Annotated in this window: 15 protein-coding genes and 3 tRNA genes; 15 read left to right on the plus strand and 3 right to left on the minus strand. The window is 66.1% G+C overall.

Annotation, left to right across the window (positions count from 1 at the left end):
* Positions 1-409 precede the first annotated feature (409 nt).
* From hpnE to hpnC, 3 genes are read right to left on the minus strand one after another with little or no spacing between them, the layout of a single operon-like run.
* Positions 410-1,759 (minus strand): hydroxysqualene dehydroxylase HpnE, encoded by a 1,350-nt coding sequence (hpnE, locus tag H0W40_RS11310; RefSeq protein WP_292446225.1) that lies wholly within the window; start codon positions 1,757-1,759, stop codon positions 410-412.
* The gene (gene hpnD, locus H0W40_RS11315; protein WP_292446226.1) at positions 1,732-2,595 is read right to left on the minus strand and encodes a presqualene diphosphate synthase HpnD; all 864 of its coding nucleotides are present in this window, start codon (positions 2,593-2,595) and stop codon (positions 1,732-1,734) included. The genes hpnE and hpnD overlap by 28 nt, the downstream gene beginning before the upstream one ends.
* A gap of 12 nt (positions 2,596-2,607) precedes the next feature.
* A complete protein-coding gene (gene hpnC / locus H0W40_RS11320; protein ID WP_292446228.1) occupies positions 2,608-3,432 on the minus strand; it encodes a squalene synthase HpnC in 825 nt (274 codons plus the stop codon).
* A gap of 255 nt (positions 3,433-3,687) precedes the next feature.
* On the opposite strand from hpnC, the gene H0W40_RS11325 reads away from it, so the two are divergent.
* The 15 genes from H0W40_RS11325 (at position 3,688) to H0W40_RS11395 (ending at position 20,815) form a co-directional block, all read left to right on the plus strand.
* Positions 3,688-4,860: an efflux RND transporter periplasmic adaptor subunit gene (locus H0W40_RS11325; RefSeq protein ID WP_292446230.1), complete on the plus strand. Its 1,173-nt coding sequence runs from the start codon at positions 3,688-3,690 to the stop codon at positions 4,858-4,860.
* 16 nt (positions 4,861-4,876) lie between these two features.
* On the plus strand, positions 4,877-8,023 hold the full coding sequence (locus tag H0W40_RS11330) for an efflux RND transporter permease subunit (RefSeq protein WP_292446232.1): 3,147 nt from the start codon (positions 4,877-4,879) through the stop codon (positions 8,021-8,023).
* Positions 8,024-8,133: 110 nt separating this feature from the next.
* Positions 8,134-8,220, plus strand: a tRNA-Leu gene (locus tag H0W40_RS11335).
* 41 nt (positions 8,221-8,261) lie between these two features.
* A complete protein-coding gene (gene tig, locus H0W40_RS11340; RefSeq protein WP_292446233.1) occupies positions 8,262-9,566 on the plus strand; it encodes a trigger factor in 1,305 nt (434 codons plus the stop codon).
* Between the two features lie 203 nt (positions 9,567-9,769).
* Positions 9,770-10,387, plus strand: a complete 618-nt coding sequence (clpP, locus tag H0W40_RS11345) for an ATP-dependent Clp endopeptidase proteolytic subunit ClpP (protein WP_292446234.1) — start codon at positions 9,770-9,772, stop codon at positions 10,385-10,387.
* 97 nt (positions 10,388-10,484) lie between these two features.
* On the plus strand, positions 10,485-11,759 hold the full coding sequence (gene clpX / locus H0W40_RS11350) for an ATP-dependent Clp protease ATP-binding subunit ClpX (RefSeq protein ID WP_292446235.1): 1,275 nt from the start codon (positions 10,485-10,487) through the stop codon (positions 11,757-11,759).
* Between the two features lie 120 nt (positions 11,760-11,879).
* Positions 11,880-14,300 carry an endopeptidase La gene (gene lon, locus H0W40_RS11355; RefSeq protein ID WP_292446237.1) on the plus strand — a complete coding sequence of 807 codons (2,421 nt, stop codon included), beginning with the start codon at positions 11,880-11,882 and terminating at the stop codon, positions 14,298-14,300.
* 142 nt (positions 14,301-14,442) lie between these two features.
* Positions 14,443-14,518, plus strand: a tRNA-Gly gene (locus tag H0W40_RS11360).
* A 153-nt stretch (positions 14,519-14,671) separates the two neighbouring features.
* Positions 14,672-14,745: transfer RNA gene (locus H0W40_RS11365), tRNA-Cys, on the plus strand.
* A gap of 650 nt (positions 14,746-15,395) precedes the next feature.
* The gene (locus tag H0W40_RS11370) at positions 15,396-16,634 is read left to right on the plus strand and encodes an integrase arm-type DNA-binding domain-containing protein (protein WP_292446238.1); all 1,239 of its coding nucleotides are present in this window, start codon (positions 15,396-15,398) and stop codon (positions 16,632-16,634) included.
* Positions 16,631-16,984, plus strand: a complete 354-nt coding sequence (locus H0W40_RS11375; protein WP_292446240.1) for a hypothetical protein — start codon at positions 16,631-16,633, stop codon at positions 16,982-16,984. The genes H0W40_RS11370 and H0W40_RS11375 overlap by 4 nt, the downstream gene beginning before the upstream one ends.
* A gap of 73 nt (positions 16,985-17,057) precedes the next feature.
* The gene (locus tag H0W40_RS11380) at positions 17,058-17,309 is read left to right on the plus strand and encodes an AlpA family transcriptional regulator (protein WP_292446242.1); all 252 of its coding nucleotides are present in this window, start codon (positions 17,058-17,060) and stop codon (positions 17,307-17,309) included.
* Between the two features lie 2 nt (positions 17,310-17,311).
* Entirely contained in the window at positions 17,312-17,533 is a 222-nt protein-coding gene (locus tag H0W40_RS11385; RefSeq protein ID WP_292446244.1) for a hypothetical protein, read from the plus strand.
* Between the two features lie 62 nt (positions 17,534-17,595).
* The gene (locus H0W40_RS11390; protein WP_292446245.1) at positions 17,596-20,172 is read left to right on the plus strand and encodes a DUF5906 domain-containing protein; all 2,577 of its coding nucleotides are present in this window, start codon (positions 17,596-17,598) and stop codon (positions 20,170-20,172) included.
* Between the two features lie 106 nt (positions 20,173-20,278).
* A complete protein-coding gene (locus H0W40_RS11395; protein ID WP_292446247.1) occupies positions 20,279-20,815 on the plus strand; it encodes a hypothetical protein in 537 nt (178 codons plus the stop codon).
* Positions 20,816-20,823: the final 8 nt, after the last annotated feature.

The following is a 20,823-nucleotide window of genomic DNA, read 5'->3' on the forward strand; positions in this document are numbered from 1 at the left end:
GCTCCGTTCATGTCCTCCGGCGTCGGCCTGCCGGCCGACACCTCCCCCTTAACTTCACTGCGCCGCTCACCCGACGCCCTCGGCAGCAGGCACCGTCGCCGCCTCGAACGACTGCACAACCGAGCGTCTACGGTTGGGGCAGGAGCGCTGTGGCGGGTTGCTGTGTGGAGTGAAGTCAAGGAGGAGGGCTGAGCGTGAGCCCGGCCCGGGGGACATGAACGCAACACAGCGACCCGGCGCAGCGCTCGCGCGCTGAGCTTGCACAGTCGGGGTTCCGAACACGAACCGAAGCCCGCTACGACTCTTCGACGGCTTCAATTCCATGCGTATGAACGCAATTTCGTATCAGCGCTCAGTGCATCTGCGGGCCGGCGCCTGTGCTTTTGTTCTGCTCGAACGCGACGCCGTATTAAGCGGCGCGCGCCGCGGCGACCCCCGCGCGCACCGCGCCTTCGAGCGTTGCCGGATAAGGCCCGTCGATGTAGTCGCCCGCGGCCTGCAGACCGTCGGCGACTGTGGCCGGCGGGCGTTGCAGGCCCGGCGTGCAGAGGAAGGTCGCGCGTTTTTCGCTCAGCACGCGAAGCAACTGCGGCGGGCCTGGCAGCAGCGCGCCGAGTTGCGCTGAGGCCTGCCGCTTCACTTGCCGTGCCGTGATGTCGAGCCCGCGCTCGACGCAGCCCGCCGCCCCGCTGATCACGAAAGCCAGCACGCCGGCCGCAGCGGGTTCGCGCGCGCCGTCGCGCAATTGCCCCAGGTCGAACACGTACTGCGCCGGCATGTCGCCGCCGGGGGTTAGCGCGAGCATGGGCGCCGGCAGCCGAGCGCCCGGCGCTCGCAGCAGCACGGTGACGATCGGCTCATGGCGCAGTCCCTCGGCAAGCGCCGACCACTGCGGCGCATGGGGTTTGACCAGGCGCGCGGCTTCGACGGCGCTGCAGGCGAGCAGCACGCGCTCGAAGCCCTGCGCAGCGTTGCCGGCGGCGGTGAGCTGCCAGCCGGTGCTCTCGCGCTGCAGGGTTTCGACACGGTGGCCGGTGTGCAGCACGGCGCCTCGTTCGCGCAGCCAGCGCGCCGCCGCATCGGGCCACAGCGCGCTCAGGTCGACCCGTGGCAACAGCAGGTCGGAGGCGCCCGGCCCTCCGAACAGCGCGTCGCGCAGCACGCGCAGGAAGACTTGGGCGCTGGCCTGATCGGCCGGCGTGTTGAGCGCAGCGACGCACAGCGGCTCGATGAGGCCGCGGCGCAGCGCAACGGGCAAACGGGCGGTGAGAGCGGCCACGCTGAGCGCAGAGGCGCAGCGAAAGCCGCGCAGCAGCCAGCCACTGGCCGCCGCAAGCAGCGCGAATCGCTCGCGCGCCGACCAGCCGCGCGCGGTTATCACGCCGCGCAAGAAGCTCGGCAGCGCCGGGCCGCGCGGCAGCTGCAGGCCGCGCCCTTGGGCATCGATCAGGGTCAACGGGAGTCGCTGCAGCACAGCGGCCTCCTCCAGCCCGACGAGCTTCAACAGGCGCAGGGTCTCGCTGTAAGCGCCGATCAGGATGTGCTGCCCGTTGTCGAGCGCGAGGCCATCGGCCGCGTCCGGCAGCCGGCGCGCCCGCCCGCCGAGCGTGGGGGCCATCTCGTACAAGGTGACCGCGTGGCCGAGAGCCGTTGCTTCGACGGCCGCCGCCAGCCCGGCCCAGCCGCCTCCGATGACGGCCACGCGCCCCGGCACGGCCGCGACCGCAGGCCTCACCGTTCCCGCCAGTTGGTTTTCCACGCGAGCCAGAACTTGCGCAGCGGTGTGAGGCTCACTCGTTGGTGTAGCACCTGGAAGCCATCGGCCTCGATCTCGCACAGCAGGGTGCGATAGATCTCCGCCATCATCAGCCCCGGCCGCTGAGCGCGCCGCTCCTCGGCCGGCAGCAAGGCCATGGCTTCGTCGTAGAGGCCATGCGCGCGCGCCGCCTGAAAGCGCATCAGCGCCGTGAAGCGCTCGCTGTAGCCCCAGGGCGCCTCGCGCTGCAGCAGTTCGTGCGCCTTGACGTCGAAGCGCTGCAGCTCCGACACCGGCAGGTAGACGCGCCCGCGCCGCGCGTCGTCGCCCACGTCGCGGATGATGTTGGTGAGCTGGAAGGCCAGCCCGAGCGTGTGCGCGTAGGCACGCGTCGCCTCGTTGATCGGCCGGACCGGCGCGCTGCCGAAAATGCTGGCTGCGACTTCGCCGACGACGCCGGCGACCAGATGGCAGTAGCGTCGCAGGGCGGCTTCGTCGAGGTAGCGCGTCTGCGTCAGGTCCATCTCGCAGCCGTCGATGACGGCCTGGAGTTGGTCTTCTCGCAGCCCGTAGTCGGCCACGTGGGGCATCAGCGCCTTGAGCGCGGGATGCTGGGCTCGGCCGGAAAAGGCTTCGGCGACCTCCTTGCGCCACCAGGCCAGCTTGGTGGCCGCGACGCTGGCCTCCGCCACCTCGTCGACCACGTCGTCGATCTCACGGCAGAACGCATAGAACGCGGTGATCGCCGCGCGACGCGGCGGCGGCAGGAACAGGAAGGCGTAGTAGAAGCTGGAGCCGCTGCGCGCGGCCCTCTCCTGGACGTACTGTTGCGGCGTCATGGGCCCCGGGCCTCAGGGCCGCATGACCAGGGCGTTCCACGCAATCGGAAGCCAGTCGCGTCGGCCGAGCTTGGGGCGCCGCTGCAGGGTGTCGAAACGCATCGCCGCGATCTTGTCGAGCACGCGCAGCCCACCCTGCACCACGCCGCGCAATTCCCAGCCGGCGCGTCCGTCCACCTGGTGGACGAGCGGCGCGCCTTCGGCCATCAGCCCGCGAGCCCATTCGCACTGCGCGCGCACGAGGTCGCGTGCTGCGGCACTGTCGCGCCGGGTGATCAGTTCGAACTCGCTCAAGCCGTAGGCGCTGCACTGATCGAGCGGGATGTAGAGCCGGCCGCGCGGCAGATCGACGCTGAGGTCCTGCCAGAAGTTGATGAGCTGCAGCGCGCTGCAGATTGCGTCCGACTGGCGCAGCGCTTTCGCGTCCCGGATGTCGTAGAGGTGCAGCAGCAGCCGCCCCACCGGATTGGCCGAGCGCCGACAGTAATCGAGCAGCTCGAAGCGATCGGCATAGCGCGCGAGGTGCACGTCCTGTTCGAAGGCGCTGAGCAGATCTTCGAGCAAGGCGATGGGCAGCTGGTGTGCGCTGATCGCTGTGGCCAGCGGCGTGAACACCGCCTGCCAACGCGGGGAGGGCGAGAGGCCGCGCGCCACGTCGTGCAGGTCGGCTCGGTAGGCGGCCAGATCGGCCAGGCGCTGCGCAGGCGTCGCCTCGCCCTCGTCGGCCAAGTCGTCGGCCGTGCGTGCGTAGCTGTAGATCGCGGCAATCGCCGGCCGCAGGTTGGGCGGGCACAGCATCGAGGCGACAGGAAAATTTTCGTAATGCTGTGAGTTCATCGCCGGTGTGCAGACAACGTGGCCGCGAGGTGCCGCGCCGGGCATTGTCCACGGCCGAGCCGATGGGCTGGGTGTCGGGCCTGCGTGGCCTTCGTTTGACATCACGAAGGCGAAGGCCATATATTAATGACCGATTGGTCATTAATATATTCAGGCAGGCTGCGCCCCCTGCGCCCGTCAGTAGCGCCTGGCGCCGTCATTCCAGGCGCTTTCCTTCAAGGTCTCAACATGCGTCTTTCCCACACCGCCCGCGCCATGTCTGCCGCTGGGCTGGTCTTGCTTCTGACCGCCTGCTCCAAACCGGCTCCTGAGCCCGAGCCGGTGCGCGCAGTGCGCACGCTGACGGTGGCAAATGCCGCGACCGAGAGCCAGTACCAGTTCGCCGCCGAGGTGCGAGCGCGGGTCGAATCACAACTGGGTTTTCGGGTCGGCGGCAAGATCGTCAAGCGCAGCGCCGAGCTCGGCGACAGCGTGAAGGCCGGCGAAGTGCTGGCGCAGCTCGATCCGCAGGACCTCCGCCTGAGCCGTGACAGTGCGCGCGCGGCACTGGTTGCGGCGCAGTCGAGCTACGAGCTCTCCGCCGCCGACCACAAGCGCTATCAGGAGCTGCTGGCGCAGGGCTTCATCAGCGCCGCCGAACTGGAGCGCCGCAGCACCGAGCTGCAAGCGGCGAAATCGACACTGGCCCAAGCGCGCGCCGAGGCTGCCATGCAGGGCAACCAGGCCCGCTATGCGACGCTGGTGGCCGATGCCAGCGGTGTCGTCACCGGCATCGAGGCCGAACCCGGCCAGGTGGTCGCCGCCGGCACGCCGGTGCTGCGCCTGGCTCACGACGGCGCTCGCGACGTCGTGTTTTCTGTTCCCGAGGACAGGCTGGGGCTGGTGCGCGAGCTGGCCGGCCAGAAGGCTGCGTTGCAGGTGCGCTTGTGGGGCGCCAGCCGGACACTGCCTGCGACGGTGCGCGAAGTGGCCGCCGCCACCGACCCCGTCACGCGCACGGTGCTCGTCAAGGCCGGCATCGGCAACGCTTCGGTGACCTTGGGGCAGACCGCCACGGTATTGATCGATACGCGCCAGCAGGGCGGTGCCGCCATCAAGCTCCCGCTGAGTGCGCTGGTGGAGGCTGAAGGCAAGACCTCGGTGTGGTTGCTGGATGCGCAGACGATGACGGTGCAGCCCCAGCCGGTGCAGGTGCAAAGCGCCGACGGCAATTCGGTCGTGATCGCCTCGGGGCTGGTGCCCGGGCAGGAGGTGGTGACGGCCGGCGTGCATGTGCTCGCACCGGGTCAGAAGGTCAAACGCTTCGCCGGGGTGGGCGCTGCAGCGCCGATGGCCTCAGCCGATGCGACCGCTGCGCCTTCACGAGGGGCACCGCCCGCTTCTGCGGCGCCTGCCGCATCGGCCGCCGCGCCCGGCGCGTCGCACTGAACGGCGGCGCGCGCATATGGACAACCGCCCTCAGCCCTCGAGCCGTTTCAACCTTTCGCGCTGGGCGCTCGAGCACCCGGCGCTCACACGCTACCTGATGGTGGTGCTTCTCGCGCTGGGTGCAGCCGCCTTCTTCCAACTTGGACAAGACGAGGACCCGCCCTTCACCTTTCGCATCATGGTGGTCCAGGTGTTCTGGCCGGGCGCCACGGCGGTGCAGGTGGCCGAGCAGGTCACCGACAAGATCGAGCGCACGCTGCAGGAGGTGCCCTACTCGGACGTCATCCGCAGCTACACGAAGCCGGGCGAGTCGCTGACCATCTTCCAGATCCGCGACGACGCGCCGCCCGCCGAAGTAGCCAACGTCTGGTATCAGACGCGAAAGAAGATCGGGGACATCCGCGGCACCTTGCCGCTTGGCGTGCAGGGCCCGTTCTTCAACGACGAATTCGGTGACGTCTACGGCTCCATCTACGCGCTGTCGGCCGACGGCTTCACCGACGAAGAGCTTCGCCAGTACGCCGAGACCTTGCGTTCGCGGCTTTTGCGCGTGCCCGACGTCGCCAAGGTCGAGCTGTTCGGCGTGCAGGCCGAAAAAATCTTTGTCGAAGTTTCCCAGCAGCGCCTGGCCCAGCTCGGCCTGGACCTCACCGCCGTGCTGGCGCAACTGACCGCACAGAACGCGGTCGAGGGCGCGGGTGTGTTGACGGCGGCGGGCCAGACCTTGCAGGTGCGCATCGGCGGCCAGTTCAATTCCGTCGATGAGTTGCGCAGCTTTCCGATCCGCGCCGTCAACGAAACCAGCGGCGCGGCCAGCAGCTTGCGTCTGGGTGACATCGCGACAATCCAGCGCGCCTACATCGACCCGCCGAGCGTAAAGGTGCGCCACCAAGGCAAGCCGGTGATCGCGCTGGGCGTGTCCATGGCCGAAGGCGGCGACATCATCGCGCTGGGCGAGAACCTCGACGCGGCGGCGGGCGAGATCCAGGCCGACTTGCCGGTGGGCGTCGAGCTGAGCCGCATCCAGGATCAGCCCGCGGCCGTGTCGCGCTCGGTGGGCGAGTTCGTCAAGGTGCTGTTCGAGGCGATCGCCGTGGTGCTGGCGGTGAGCTTCATCGCGCTGGGCCTGCACACGCGGCCCTTGCGCATCGACCTGCGGCCGGGCCTCGTGGTGGCGATCACCATCCCGCTGGTGCTCGCGATCACCTTCGTGACGATGTACTACTGGGGCGTCGGCCTGCACAAGATCTCGCTGGGCGCGCTGATCATCTCGCTGGGCCTGCTGGTCGACGACGCCATCATCGCCGTCGAGATGATGGTGCGAAAGATGGAGGAGGGCTACGACAAGGCGCGCGCAGCGACCTTCGCCTACGAGATCACCGCCATGCCCATGCTCACCGGCACGCTGATCACCGCGGCCGGCTTCCTGCCGATCGGGCTCGCGCAGTCCACCGTGGGCGAATACACGTTCGCGATCTTCGCGGTCACCACCGCGGCGCTGCTCATCTCGTGGTTCGTGTCGGTTTTTTTCGTGCCCTACCTAGGCACCTTGCTCCTCAAGGCGAGAACGCGCGACAACCCGGACGAGCCGCACGAGCTGTTCGACACCCCGTTCTACACGCGCTTTCGCGGGCTCGTGAACTGGTGCGTGGAACACCGCTGGCTCACCATCGGCGCGACCGTGCTGAGCTTTGCGATCGGCATCGTAGGCATGGGCAGCGTGCAGCAGCAGTTCTTTCCCGATTCGAGCCGGCCGGAGATCCTGGTCGATCTGTGGCTGCCGGAGGGGTCGTCGTTCGAGGCGACCGAGGCGGTCGCCAAGCGCTTCGAGGCCCGGCTGCTCGACGAGCCGGGGGTCGAGTCGGTGACGAGCTGGGTCGGCTCCGGCGTGCCGCGCTTTTATCTGCCGCTCGACCAGGTGTTCCCTCAGACCAACGTCACGCAGGCCATCGTGCTGCCCCAGAGCCTGGCGGTGCGCGAGTCGCTGCGTAAACGCTTGCCGGCGCTGCTCGCGACCGAATTTCCCGAGGTGCGTGGGCGCGTCAAGCTGCTGCCCAACGGGCCGCCGGTGCCTTATCCGGTGCAGTTTCGCGTGATCGGCGAAGACGCCGACGCCGTGCGGCAATGGGCCGACCAGGCCAAGGCGATCCTGAGCGCCAACCCCAACATGCGAGGCGTCAACGACAACTGGAACGAGTCGGTCAAGGTGCTGCGGCTGGACATCGACCAGGACAAGGCCCGCGCCCTCGGGGTGACCAGCCAAGCCATTGCACAGGCTTCGCGCACGCTCGTTTCCGGCACGACCGTCGGCCAATACCGCGAGGGCGACCGCCTGATCGACATCGTGCTGCGCCAGCCGGTGGCCGAGCGCGATGCCATCACCGATATCGGCAACGCGTATGTGCCCACGGCCGGCGGCCGGAACATTCCGCTGACCCAAATCGCCGAGGTGAACTTCGACTGGGAGCCGGGCGTGCTCTGGCGCGAGGGCCGCCAGTACGCCGTCACCGTGCAGGGCGACGTGGTCGAGGGCCTTCAGGGCGCGACCGTCACCGAGCAGGTCTGGCCCGAGCTCCAAAAGCTCGTCGAGCGCATGCCGCCCGGCTACACGATCGAGATCGCCGGCGCCGTCGAGGAAAGCAGCAAGGGCCAGGGCTCCATTGCAGCCGGTGCGCCGCTGATGCTCTTCATCATGTTCACCCTGCTGATGCTGCAACTGCACAGCGTGAGCCGTGCGATCCTCGTGTTCCTGACGGGTCCGCTCGGCATCGCCGGTGTCGCCGGCGCGCTGATCCTGCTCGGCCAGCCGTTCGGCTTCGTGGCGCTGCTCGGCGTCATCGCGCTCATCGGCATGATCATGCGCAACTCGGTGATCCTCATCGACCAGATCGAGCAGGACCGGGCGAGCGGGGTGCCTGCGTGGACGGCAATCGTGGAATCGGCGGTGCGGCGCTTCCGGCCGATCGTGCTGACCGCGGCGGCGGCGGTGCTGGCAATGATTCCGCTTTCGCGCAGCGTGTTCTGGGGGCCGATGGCGGTTGCCATCATGGGTGGCCTGATCGTCGCCACCGCGCTGACCCTGCTCGCGCTGCCGGCCATGTACGCCGCGTGGTTTCGCGTGAAGCGGCCCGAGCAGGAGGCGCCCTCTGCGCAAGCCGGCTGAAGCGCTTGCGCTTGCTCCCGAGCTCATACCGTGACGCGATGTGAGCTGTAGCTAAAATCGCCGGCTCACCGGATCGCCACAGAAGGCCGGCGGGTCTTCTGATCGTTCCAGCGCGGGTGGCGAAATTGGTAGACGCACCAGGTTTAGGTCCTGACGCCTGCAAGGGTGTGCGGGTTCGAGTCCCGCCCCGCGCACCACACGCAACAACAACCCGTTCAGTTTCTTAAGAGCAAGCACCATGGCTGTCACCGTCGAAACCCTCGAAAAACTCGAACGCCGCATCACCCTGACCCTGTCGGCCGACACGCTCAGGAACGAAATCGAGTCGCGCTTGAAGCGCCTTTCCAAGACCGTCAAGGCCGATGGCTTTCGGCCCGGCAAGGTGCCGATGAGCGTGGTGGCGCAGCGCTACGGCTCCTCGGTGCAGTACGAGGTCATGAACGACAAGGTCGGCGAGGCCTTCAGCAAGGCCGCGGGTGAGGCGCAGTTGCGGGTGGCCGGCCGGCCGCGCATCAGCGAGAAGGACGGCGCCCCCGAAGGAGAGCTGGCTTTCGACGCGACCTTCGAGGTCTATCCCGACGTCAAGATCGGGGATCTATCGGCCGCCGAGATCGAGCGAGTGTCCACCGAGGTGACCGAGGCGGCCATCGACAAGACGCTCGCCATCTTGCGCAAGCAGCGCCGCACCTTCCAGCAGCGCCCTGCAGGCGAGGGCGCGGTCGACGACGACCGTGTGACGATCGACTTCGAAGGCAAGATCGACGGCGTGCCCTTCGACGGTGGCAAAGCGGCCGACTTCCAGTTCATCCTCGGCGAAGGCCGCATGCTCGAAGCCTTCGAGAAGGCCGTGCGCGGCATGAAGAGCGGCGAGTCGAAAACCTTCCCGCTGCAGTTCCCCGACGACTACCAGGGCAAGGACGTCGCCGGCAAGGAAGCCGACTTTCTGGTGACGCTGAAGAAGATCGAAGCCCAGAACCTTCCGGAGGTCGACGACGCCTTCGCCAAGTCGCTCGGCATCGCCGATGCCAGCGTGGAAGGCCTGCGCGGCGACATCAAGAAGAACCTCGAACGCGAGGTCAAGTTTCGCGTCATCGCCCGCAACAAGGGGGCGGTGATGGACGCGCTGGTCAAGGCGTCGGAGCTGGACCTGCCCAAGGCGCTGGTCGACAACGAAGTCGAGCGGCTGGTCACCAACGCCCGCGCCGATCTGAAGCAGCGGGGCATCAAGGACGCCGACAGCGCGCCGATTCCGGCCGAGCTGTTCCAGGAGCAGGGCCAAAAGCGCGTGCGGCTCGGCCTCGTCGTGGCGGAGCTGGTGCGCAGCAACAAGCTGCAGGCGACGCCGGAGCAGATCAAGGCGCACATCGAGGAGATGGCGCAGAGCTACGAAAAGCCCGAAGAGGTCATGCGCTGGTATTTCGGCGACAACCAGCGGCTGGCGGAGGTGGAGGCCGTGGTGATCGAGAACAACGTCACCACCTACGTGCTCGAGCAGGCCAAGGTCGAGGACAAGCAGGTCGCGTTCGACGAGTTGATGGCCTGATGCCTTCCCTGCGCCGTTGAACGCGGCAGCCATTGCGGAGCAAGGCACCCGCGAGCTGGAACGTAGCCGTGAGTGCCGCGTTGACCGGACGCCGCTTCGAGGCGCCGTGCCTAGGGGGCGGCGCCTTTTTGCTGCCCGGGCGACTGCTCTTGACGCACCATAATCAGTCCACATCTAACAGCCAATGAATTTCTAGGAGTGCCATGAGCGCGCTGGACACACAAAGCCTGGGCATGGTGCCCATCGTCATCGAACAGTCGGGCCGCGGCGAACGTGCCTACGACATCTACTCGCGCCTGCTGCGCGAGCGGGTGATCTTTTTGGTCGGCCCGGTCAACGACCAGACCGCCAACCTCGTCGTCGCCCAGCTGCTGTTCCTGGAAAGCGAAAACCCCGACAAGGACATTTCGCTCTACATCAATTCGCCGGGCGGGTCGGTGAGCGCAGGCCTGTCGATCTTCGACACCATGCAGTTCATCAAGCCGGACGTCTCGACCCTGTGCATGGGCATTGCGGCCAGCATGGGCGCCTTCCTGCTCGCAGCGGGTGCGAAGGGCAAGCGTTTCGCGTTGCCCAACTCCCGCGTCATGATCCACCAGCCCTCGGGCGGCGCTCAGGGCCAGGCCACCGACATCGAGATCCAGGCGCGCGAAATCCTGAAGCTGCGCGAGGCGCTCAACAAGATCCTCGCCGAGCGCACCGGGCAGCCTCTGGAGAAGATTCGTCTGGACTCCGAACGCGACTATTTCATGTCTTCGCCCGAGGCCAAGGACTACGGCTTGATCGACCAGGTGATCGACAAGCGCGCGTCAGCAGGCTAGCAAGCGTTAACTAGGTGGGCAACGGGGCCTTTTCGAGTGGGAAGGCCCCGTTTTTGTTTGCCTTATCATCATTCCGACTCCCTGACGGCCCCGTCCCATGCCCGAGAAAAAAGGCTCTTCCAGCGAAAAGGTTTTGTACTGCTCGTTCTGCGGCAAGAGCCAGCACGAGGTCAAGAAACTCATCGCCGGTCCCTCGGTGTTCATCTGCGATGAATGCATCGAGCTGTGCAACGACATCATCCGCGACGAGGTGCCCGCCGAAGGCACCGACGCGAAGGCGGCCAAGAGCGACCTGCCAGTGCCGGGCGAGATCAAGGCCAGCCTCGATCAGTACGTGATAGGCCAGGAGCCGGCCAAGCGCACGCTCGCCGTGGCCGTATACAACCACTACAAGCGGCTCAAGCACATGGCCGCGGTGGGCAAGAAAGAGGAGGTCGAGCTCGCCAAGAGCAACATCCTGCTCATTGGCCCCACCGGCTCCGGCAAGACCCTGCTTGCGCAGACCCTGGCGCGCCTGCTCAACGTGCCTTTCGTGATCGCCGATGCCACCACCCTGACCGAAGCCGGCTACGTGGGCGAGGACGTCGAGAACATCATTCAGAAGCTCCTGCAGAACTGCAATTACGAGGTCGAGCGGGCCCAGCGCGGCATCGTCTACATCGACGAAATCGACAAGATCTCGCGCAAGGCCGACAACCCCTCGATCACGCGCGACGTGTCGGGCGAGGGCGTCCAGCAGGCACTGCTCAAGCTGGTCGAGGGCACGATGGCCAGCGTCCCGCCGCAGGGCGGGCGCAAGCACCCGAACCAGGATTTCCTGCAGATCGACACCACCAACATCCTGTTCATCTGCGGTGGCGCCTTCGACGGGCTCGAGAAGGTGATCCAGAACCGCTCGGAGAAATCGGGCATCGGCTTCGGCGCCAGCGTGAAGAGCAAGACCGAGCGCAAGGTCAGCGAGGTGTTCCGTGAGGTCGAGCCGGAAGACCTGATCAAGTTCGGCCTCATCCCCGAACTGGTCGGCCGCCTGCCGGTGGTCGCCACCCTGGGCGAGCTGACCGAGGATGCGATGGTGCAGATCCTGACCGAGCCGAAGAACGCGCTGGTCAAGCAGTACTCGAAGCTGTTCGCGATGGACGGGGTCGACCTCGAGATCAGGCCCTCCGCGCTGCTCGCCATTGCCAAGAAGGCGCTGGCGCGCAAGACCGGCGCTCGCGGCCTGCGCTCGATCATGGAGCAGTCGCTCATGGACACTATGTTCGAGCTGCCGACGATGAGCGGCGTGGCGAAGGTGGTGCTCGACGAACATACGATCGACGACCAGGCCAAGCCGCTGCTAGTGTACCGCGAACAGGCCAAGGCCAGCGCCTGAACGCTTTTTCCTCTCTGCTTTCCGGCAGGTAGCCGGCACGGCACCTGCCCTGCCGGTCTCACAGCCATCCTTGCAATCCCCCGCTCGGGCTCCATGTGGGCCTGAGAAAGAGAGGCTCCCATGTCCGGACACCCGGTTCTTCCCGCCGAATCGATCACCCTGCCGTTGCTGCCGCTGCGCGATGTGGTCGTGTTCCCCCACATGGTCATTCCGCTGTTCGTCGGCCGGCCGAAATCCATCAAGGCACTCGAGGCGGCGATGGAAGCGGGCCGGCAGATCATGCTGGTCGCTCAGAAGGCCGCTGGCAAGGACGAGCCCAAGCCGGAAGACATGTTCGAGGTCGGCTGCGTCTCCAGCATCCTGCAGATGCTCAAGCTGCCCGACGGCACCGTGAAGGTGCTGGTCGAAGGCATGCAGCGCGCCAACACCACCAGCATCGACGACAGCGGCGAGTTCTTCACCGCCGACGTGGTGCCCGTGCCGCCCGAGCAGGGCGCGAGCCCCGAAGTCGAGGCGTTGCGCCGTGCGGTGACTCAGCAGTTCGACCAGTACGTCAAGCTCAACAAGAAGATTCCGCCCGAGATCCTGACCTCCATCGCCGGCATCGACGATGCGGGCCGGCTCGCCGACACCATCGCCGCGCACTTGCCGCTCAAGCTCGAGAGCAAGCAGGAGGTGCTCGACCTGTTTTCCGTCAACGCCCGGCTCGAAAAGCTGCTCGAGCAGCTCGAGCATGAGGTTGACATCCTGCAGGTGGAAAAGCGCATCCGCGGCCGCGTCAAGCGCCAGATGGAGAAGAGCCAGCGCGAGTACTACCTCAACGAGCAGGTCAAGGCGATCCAGAAGGAGCTGGGCGAAGGCGAGGAGGGCGCCGACCTCGAAGACCTCGAGAAGAAGATCATTGCCGCCAAGATGCCCAAGGAGGCACGGAAGAAGGCCGACGCCGAGTTGAAGAAGCTCAAGCTCATGTCGCCGATGTCGGCCGAAGCGACGGTGGTGCGCAACTACATCGACACGCTGGTCAACCTGCCGTGGGCCAAGAAGACCAAGATCAAGCACGACCTGGTCGGCGCGGAAGACGTGCTCAACGAGGACCACTACGGTCTGGAGAAGGTCAAGGACCGCATCCTCGAGTACCTTGCGGTGCAGACGCGCGTCGACAAGGTCAAGGCGCCGATCCTGTGCCTGGTCGGCCCGCCGGGCGTCGGCAAGACCTCGCTCGGCCAGAGCGTGGCCCGCGCCACCGGCCGCAAGTTCGTGCGCATGGCGTTGGGCGGCGTGCGCGACGAGGCCGAGATCCGCGGCCATCGCCGCACCTACATCGGCTCCATGCCAGGCAAGGTGCTGCAGAGCCTCACCAAGGTCGGCACGCGCAATCCGCTGTTCCTGCTCGACGAGATCGACAAGCTCGGCATGGACTTCCGCGGCGACCCGTCGTCGGCGCTGCTGGAAGTGCTCGATCCCGAGCAGAACCACACCTTCAGCGACCACTACATCGAGCTCGATTTCGACCTGTCGGATGTGATGTTCATCGCCACGTCCAACACGATCAACATTCCGCCGGCGCTGCTCGACCGGATGGAGGTGATCCGTCTCGCGGGCTACACCGAGGACGAAAAACTCAACATTGCGCAGAAGTACCTCCTGCCCAAGCAGCAGAAGAACAACGGGGTGAAGGAAGAGGAGCTCGAAGTCACCGAGAGTGCGCTGCGCGGCATCATTCGCTACTACACCCGTGAAGCCGGCGTGCGCTCGCTCGAACGCGAGATCTCGAAGATTTGCCGCAAGGTGGTCAAGGGCATCTCGCTCAAGAAGTACGAGAGCCGGGTCGTGGTGACCGAAGACAACCTCAACGATTTTCTCGGCGTGCGCCGCTACGACTACGGTATGGCCGAGAAGGACGATCAGGTCGGCCAAGTGGTCGGACTGGCGTGGACCGAAGTCGGCGGCGACTTGCTCACGATCGAAGCCGCTGTGATGCCGGGCAAGGGCAACATCATTCGCACCGGGTCGCTGGGCGACGTGATGAAGGAGTCGGTCGAGGCGGCGCGCTCGGTGGTGCGTTCACGCGCCCGACGCCTGGGCATCAAGGACGAGTTGTTCGAGAAGCGCGACATCCACATTCACGTGCCTGACGGCGCCACGCCCAAGGACGGCCCGAGCGCGGGTGCGGCGATGGCGACGGCCTTCGTTTCGGCCTTGACCGGCATTCCGGTGCGTGCTGGCGTCGCGATGACAGGCGAGATCACGCTGCGCGGCGAAATCACGGCGATCGGCGGATTAAAGGAAAAGCTGCTGGCGGCTCACCGGGGCGGTATCAAGACGGTGATGATTCCTGAAGAGAACGTCAAGGACCTGCAGGACATTCCCGAAAACGTCAAGAATCACCTTGAGATCGTGCCGGTCAAGTGGTTCGACAAGGTGCTTGAAGTCGCACTGCAGCGCATGCCCGAAGCGCTCGTGGAAGACGAACCCAAAGTCGCGGAAACTCCGAAGGCCGAAGCGGTACCTGCTGCCACGACAGAGCGCATGAAGCACTAAGCTCAGGGGCGGTCGCGCTTGCGCGGCCGCGTCGCCTTCGGCTACACTTTGCGGCTCGCGACAAGAGGCAACGTCGTGAGCTTTGAAGCCCAGGCATCGCTTCAGCAGTCCTTGTGAGCGGTACAGGTTTTAAGGACACCAAGCGGGAGTAGCTCAGTTGGTAGAGCGCAACCTTGCCAAGGTTGAGGTCGCGAGTTCGAGTCTCGTCTCCCGCTCCACATTCGAAAGGGAAGCTTTGGCTTCCCTTTTTGTTGGCACTGACAAAGCGGGTCGATGCGGCTGCATCGGAGCAAGTCGAGGCAGCACAAGCGGTCGCTTGCTTTTCTGGTCAGAATCGAGTGTGGCTTGCTCTGAGGCACAGCAGTCATCACGGCGCGGTAGCAAAGCGGTTATGCAGCGGATTGCAAATCCGTCCAGGGCGGTTCGACTCCGCCCCGCGCCTCCATCATTTCAATGTCGATCGCCACTTCGAACGCCCTGCTTGCAGGGCGTTTTCGTTGGCGTAAGCGAACGGGCGCTTAAGAAGCTCGCGCTACCATGCGTGCCGGGCCTCGATGGCGAAATTGGCAGACGCAGCGGACTTGAAAGAAATTTGAGCGCTTGCGCGGAAACGCGTGAGATGAATCCCGTCAAAGTCGGCGAACCCCCTGCGATGCCTCTACTGCGCATTGCGAGGCAACACCGAGCCAAGCCGCCACGGGTTTTACGGCGGAAGGTGTAGAGAGCGGACGGCGGGCACCTAATGCCGATGTTGAAGCATCAGCGACGGTGAAGGCGCGCTCCAGACCCCGAACATGCGCAACGTCGCGTTGCGTGCGGCGGCGAAAGCCGTAGCGGGTAAGAAAATCCGCAGGACTTCACCGTCCGTACCGGTTCGATCCCGGTTCGAGGCACCAGAACTCGGTTTAACGTTGCCCCACGTTGAACCAAATGCTTAAGAAGATCAGTAACTTACGGCTTCGTTTTGCCCCACGTTGACTCACAACGGGGATGGACAGCGCAGCACAAAACGGGGAACAATCCGGGGAACCAAGAAGGGCGTCATGACGAAAACGGGGACTGTTCCCCGATCGCCGAGCGCAGGAGGGGCCCCTGATGCTGACCGACAAGGACTGCCGCAACGCAACTTGCCCGCCGGAGCTGAAGCGACGGCGACTGACCGACGGAGCTGGGCTGTACCTCGAGGTCGCGCCGGGTGGTAGCAGGCGTTGGTTCTGGAAGTTCTACCCCGACGGCAAGGAGTCGAGACTCGCCCTCGGCAGCTACCCGAACGTCTCGCTCAAGAGCGCCCGCTCGGCGCGGGATGAAGCCCGCCGCAGTCGCGCGGCCGGGGGTGACCCGGTCAAGCTGCGCAAGGCCGAGCGCATCGCCAAGGTGACCAGCCGCGAGACGACGTTCGAGGCGGTCGCGCGCGAGTTCCATGCCAGCAAGCTGGCGAGCTGGAGCGAGAACCACGCGGCGCAGTGGCTGCGCTGTACAGAGAAAGACCTGTTCCCCTGGCTAGGAGCGCTGCCGTTGGCCGAGATCACGGCGCCCGTGCTGCTGGGCGCTCTTCGTCGCGTGCAGCGCCGCGGCGCTATCCGGACGGGCCATGACCTGCGCGAATTCGCTGGCCAGGTGTTCAGATACGGCATCGCCACCGGCCGCTGCGATCGCAACGTCGCCGCCGATCTGCGCGGGGCATTGGAAGCGTTCGTCGAAAAGCATGCCGCGGCTGTATTGGAGCCGGCCGAGGCCGGTGAGCTCATGCGCAATATCCTGGCCTACAACGGGCAGCCGACGACGCGCGCGGCGCTGGTGTTGTCCGCGCTGACATTCCAGCGTCCGGGGAACATCCGCACCATGGAGTGGAACGAGATCAACCTCGACGCCGCGCTGTGGACCATCCCGGCCGAGAAGATGAAGCGCAGCGTTCACGGCAAGATGAACGGCAGGCCGCACCTGGTGCCGCTGGCCCAGCAGGCCGTCGAGATCCTGCGCGAGCTGCAGCCGCTGACCGGCCGTGGGGCTCTAGTGTTCCCGGGGCTGCATTCACGAGAGCGGCCGATGTCCGAGAACACCGTGAACCTCGCGCTGCGACGCATGGGCTACACGGATCAAGAGATGTGCGCGCATGGCTTCCGGGCGATGGCACGGACCATCTTGGTCGAGCGCACCAACGTGCCCCCGGACGCGATCGAGGCGCAGCTCGCGCACGGCAAGTCAGGTCCGCTCGGCACGGCTTACGACCGGGCCGAGTTCATGGAACAGCGCCGGTCAATGATGCAGACGTGGGCCGACTACCTGGACCAGCTACGGCGGCAGGCCGACGGCATGGACAGGGCGGCGGCATGAAGGCAGCCAACACGAACGAGGCGCTGGCGCTGTGGAAGCGCGTCGCTGCCGGCGAGCGCGGCGCTGACTTGGATCTGTGGCTGCAGGGCGTTGCCGGCCGCGTTGTCAGCGAAGTCTTCGAGGCTAAGTTCGAGCATGCCGCGCGACGTGCCGAGGCGGCGCAAGCCGCAGTGGGCTGGCGCGGTCGGTTGAACCCTCACGAAGAGCTTGACGCGCTGGCGGTGGCCGACTTCACGCAGGGCAGTTCGGCTCGAGCTGTTGCGAACGCCGCCCCGCTTATTGTCGACGTGAAGGGCACGGCGGAGCAGATCGAGAAGCGCGTCGAGTACGCGCGCCGCGGGAAGCGGTAGCCCCAAATTCTCCGGAGGACTTCGGAGGGGTGCGCGGGAAAAAATGTCGCCACGTTGAACCACGAGGCGCCGCATGAACCCCTCCACCTCCATCAAGCCCCGCAACCCTCGCGCTCTGCAGTCTCTCGACGTGCTGGCCGTGGAGGACGCCCTGCTGAAGATCGGTACGGTTGCCGCCGTCACCGGCAGTTCCCCGACATCGCTGTACAGGTGGCTCGAGGCTGGGCGGTTCCCCCAACCTATTCGCTTGTCGAGCCGGTGCACCCGATGGCGTGCAGGTGACGTGACGGCGTGGCTGCAAGCGCAAGCGGGGCGCACGTCATGACTTTGGACACCGACACCTGGCTCGCGATGGTCGAGCAGTCCCAGGCCGCAGGAACGCAAATCGTGCGCCGCACGGAGGAAGGCAAGTCACGCGTCTTCGTGCGCATCGGCGCGAAGGCAGCCCTGGTGCAGGTCGACTCGCTCGATCAGCTCGAGGACTTGATCGCCGCAGACGCAGCACCGCTTCTTGCCGACTCCCGCTGTACCAATCGGTACAGCCGTTGACCCTAAAACAAAACGCCCGGTCAGCGTTGCTGCGCTGCCAGGCGGAACTCTGAAGCCGAGACATGATTATTGCCGATGACGGCCTGCACGGGGGCACGCATGCGCCTGTTATCGAGGGGCTCGAAGTCACCAATGCGGAGTTCATGAACGCCGTTGCCGGTGGTGTGGGCGACCGCCTCACCGTCCTGCGTCATCCGCACAACCTGCTGGCAAAGACGTGGCGCGCAGACGGCACGATCAAGCAGTACGACGAGGCGAAGTACTTCACTCACAATGAGGTGTCGGTCAGGAGCCTCGCTGAGCTGTCAGCCCTGCTCACCAAGCTGCAGACCGACCCGCGCCGCTGCATCATCCGCGGACGCTACGTCGGAGACGAGGTCGCCGCGATCCGCGATTCCGAGCGACAGGCGGGCAAGGTGCGGCGCGCGCTCGACTACTTCGACGATCAGCCGCTGCACGCGGTGCTATTCGACGTGGACAAGTTCACGCCGCTGATGTCGCCCGACCCGCTCGATGGCATCTCAGAGTTCATCCAGACCATGCTGCCAGCGGCGTTTCACACCGCCGGCTACCACTGGCAGCTCTCAAACAGCGCCGGGCACGCCACCAAGCACGACGGCGAGCTGCGTGTGCACCTGTGGTTCTGGCTCTCCACGCCTCGCTTAAGCGCCGAGCTCAAGGCCTGGGCCAAAGCGGCAGGCGTAAAGGTGGACTTGGCAGTGTTCCACCCGGTGCAGGTGCATTACACGGCAGGCCCGGTCATGGAGCCTGGTGTCGTCGACCCGATCGCACAGCGCTGCGGACTGGTGACCAGTGACGCTGTCGAGTTGGAGATAGACCCTGCGGTGCTGGCCCAGGCAGAACGGCCGGCTGCGGGGCGCGGTCAGCGGCTGCGTGAGGTGGCGGCCGAAGACCCAATCGCGCAGCGGCTTGCCGAACTCGGCTTGATCAAGGGCCCGGTGCGCGACGGCTTCAACATCGAATGCCCCTTCGAGAACGTCCACACACCGGGCTCGGGCGGCGAGTCGTCCACCCAATATTTCCTGCCGAACACGGGCGGGCGAACGCTCGGCAACTTCAAGTGCCTGCACGACAGTTGCGGCGCGCGCCGGCGCGGTGAGTTCCTGGCCCGGCTCGGCATCGACGAAGTGGTCGACGCCTTCGACATCGTGGAGCTCGACGAACAGCAAGCCGCTGAGTCGGCCGCGGCGGCAATCCAAAATGCAAAGCGGCCTCCGGCCAGGCCCGCGGTCGTCCTCGAGACGGACATCGAGCGGGCCAAGCGCATCGAGCGCGAGAAGTCGAAGGCGATCGGCAGCGACGGCGAACGGGCGCCGCTACCGACCCAGCGGTTGTGGACCGGAAGCGAAATGCTCGAGGAGCTGGTGCTGCTCGAAGAGGGCACCCGGGTGTCGCGCGTGAGCGATCCCCGTTACGTGCTGCCGTTCGAGGAGTTCAAGAAGTCGTCGGCGGGCTCGGTCGAGACGACAAAGAACGCGGCCGGGCGCCCGACGAAAGTGCACCGCGCGCAGCTCTGGCTCGAATCGCCCGACCGAAAGACGGTGCGCACCCAGACCTTCGCTCCGGGCAGGGAGGGCTTGTGCCGGTCGCCGGACAACGTCCCCGCTCAGAACCTGTGGGTGCCGCGCAGGCACGCAGCGCCGGCGAACTGGCGCGAACTCTCGGCACCGTTCTTTGGCCACGTGGAGTACCTCGTGCCTGCGCTCGCTGAACGGGAGCGCTTCCTGGACTGGCTGGCGCACATCGAACAGGAGCCGGGCGACCTGCCCAGCACCCACTACTTGCTGGTGGCCCAGCAGACGGGCATCGGTCGCAACTGGCTGGCCTATGCGCTGGCGCGGGCGTTTGCCGGTCACACGGCGCTCGGCTTCGACCTGAGTGCGGCGCTGAAGAGCGGGTTCAACGGCAGTCTGAGCATGAAGCTGCTCGCCGTAGTCGACGAGCTGCACGAAGGAGGCCCCGGCGGTGCGCACACGCCGGCCGCCGAGAAGTTGAAGTCGATGCTGACGGAGGCGACCCGGCTGATCAATCCGAAGCATGGACGACAGCACGTCGAGTTCAACTGTGCGCGCTTCCTGATGTTCTCGAACCACGCTGCCGCGTTGCCCTTGGCCGACAACGACCGGCGCGTCATCGTGATCGAGAACCCGAGTGAGCGGCGCAGCGAGGAATACTTCATCGAGCTCTACGCGCTGCTCGATGACCCGACCTTCGGCGCGGCGCTGGTGGAGGCATTTAGGCAGCGGAACATCTCCTTGTTCAACCCGGGTGCACCGGCACCGATGACCGAGGCGAAGGCTCGGACGATCCGGGCCGGGCGCACTGAGATCGAGCAGGCGGTGCGCGATGTCGCCACCGAGTGGCCGTCGGCCTGCATCACGTCCTGCCGCCTCACGCGCGCGGTCAGCGACGCGCTGGGCGGCCGAACGTGGAACACGCAAAGCGCTTGCGTTGCTGCCGGCCTGGTGAAGTACGCCGGCCGCCACCGCGTTGCAGGCGTGCAGTCGCACATATGGGTTCTTCGTGATCACGCGGCCTGGAGGTCAGCCGAGCCCGCAGCCGTTGTGCATGAGACCGAACGCGGCCAGGTAGCCGCCGGCGGCGAAGATTTCGCCTGATTAGCTGCCGTGCCACCGTGCCAGCGTGCCAGTGTTTTCATAAGGTTGAGAGAGAGAACACATGTTCTTCTCTAGAAGCTTATGAAACAGGTGGCACGGTGGCACGGTGGCACGGCCCGCCAGCTGCAGTTTTCATCTGCCTTCAGGACCGATACAAATGAACCAAACACTGACCACGGCAGAGAAACGCGAAGCGCTGAGACTTGCACGCAACAACCTTCGCGAGGTTCCTTTTTTCAGGGCGCACCCGACGCAGTCGCGGTTCGTCGACCTGGCGCTCGTCGAAGCGGCCGAGCGGGTCGAGCTGCCCTTGATCTTCCGCGCGCTGAGCGATGACCGCTTCGAAATCGGGCGGGCGGGAGAGACGCGCGTCGTACGCACCACCCTGCGAGGCGCGTTCTTCGCTTGGCTCGCCGTCGACGACCGCGGACGCACTGACACCGTACGCGCGAGCGACCTTGCGGCGCCCTGGGCGACCGCGCCTCGCAACAGCGCTCGCAAGGCTATTCGCCGTGAAGTGGCCGATTGGCTTGCGGCGGAAGGCTTCGTAGAACTCGCGGCTGAAGTCAGGACGATCGAGGTGGTTGCCGGTGTCATCCGCTACGACCCAGCAGCGGGCGCGCCGCGCATCGAGACGCAATAAGTTCGCGG

The organism is Methylibium sp. (assembly GCF_013817345.1).
Taxonomy (GTDB): domain Bacteria; phylum Pseudomonadota; class Gammaproteobacteria; order Burkholderiales; family Burkholderiaceae_C; genus Methylibium.

What these genes read in the sequence shown, in the direction of transcription:
- hpnC (WP_292446228.1), bottom strand. Translation starts at nt 3,432, where the DNA reads ATGAACTCACAGCATTACGAAAATTTTCCTGTCGCCTCGATGCTGTGC.
- hpnD (WP_292446226.1), bottom strand. Translation starts at nt 2,595, where the DNA reads ATGACGCCGCAACAGTACGTCCAGGAGAGGGCCGCGCGCAGCGGCTCC.
- H0W40_RS11325 (WP_292446230.1), top strand. Translation starts at nt 3,688, where the DNA reads ATGTCTGCCGCTGGGCTGGTCTTGCTTCTGACCGCCTGCTCCAAACCG.
- tig (WP_292446233.1), top strand. Translation starts at nt 8,262, where the DNA reads ATGGCTGTCACCGTCGAAACCCTCGAAAAACTCGAACGCCGCATCACC.
- H0W40_RS11390 (WP_292446245.1), top strand. Translation starts at nt 17,596, where the DNA reads ATGATTATTGCCGATGACGGCCTGCACGGGGGCACGCATGCGCCTGTT.
- lon (WP_292446237.1), top strand. Translation starts at nt 11,880, where the DNA reads ATGTCCGGACACCCGGTTCTTCCCGCCGAATCGATCACCCTGCCGTTG.
- H0W40_RS11370 (WP_292446238.1), top strand. Translation starts at nt 15,396, where the DNA reads ATGCTGACCGACAAGGACTGCCGCAACGCAACTTGCCCGCCGGAGCTG.
- clpP (WP_292446234.1), top strand. Translation starts at nt 9,770, where the DNA reads ATGAGCGCGCTGGACACACAAAGCCTGGGCATGGTGCCCATCGTCATC.
- H0W40_RS11380 (WP_292446242.1), top strand. Translation starts at nt 17,058, where the DNA reads ATGAACCCCTCCACCTCCATCAAGCCCCGCAACCCTCGCGCTCTGCAG.
- H0W40_RS11375 (WP_292446240.1), top strand. Translation starts at nt 16,631, where the DNA reads ATGAAGGCAGCCAACACGAACGAGGCGCTGGCGCTGTGGAAGCGCGTC.
- H0W40_RS11330 (WP_292446232.1), top strand. Translation starts at nt 4,877, where the DNA reads ATGGACAACCGCCCTCAGCCCTCGAGCCGTTTCAACCTTTCGCGCTGG.
- clpX (WP_292446235.1), top strand. Translation starts at nt 10,485, where the DNA reads ATGCCCGAGAAAAAAGGCTCTTCCAGCGAAAAGGTTTTGTACTGCTCG.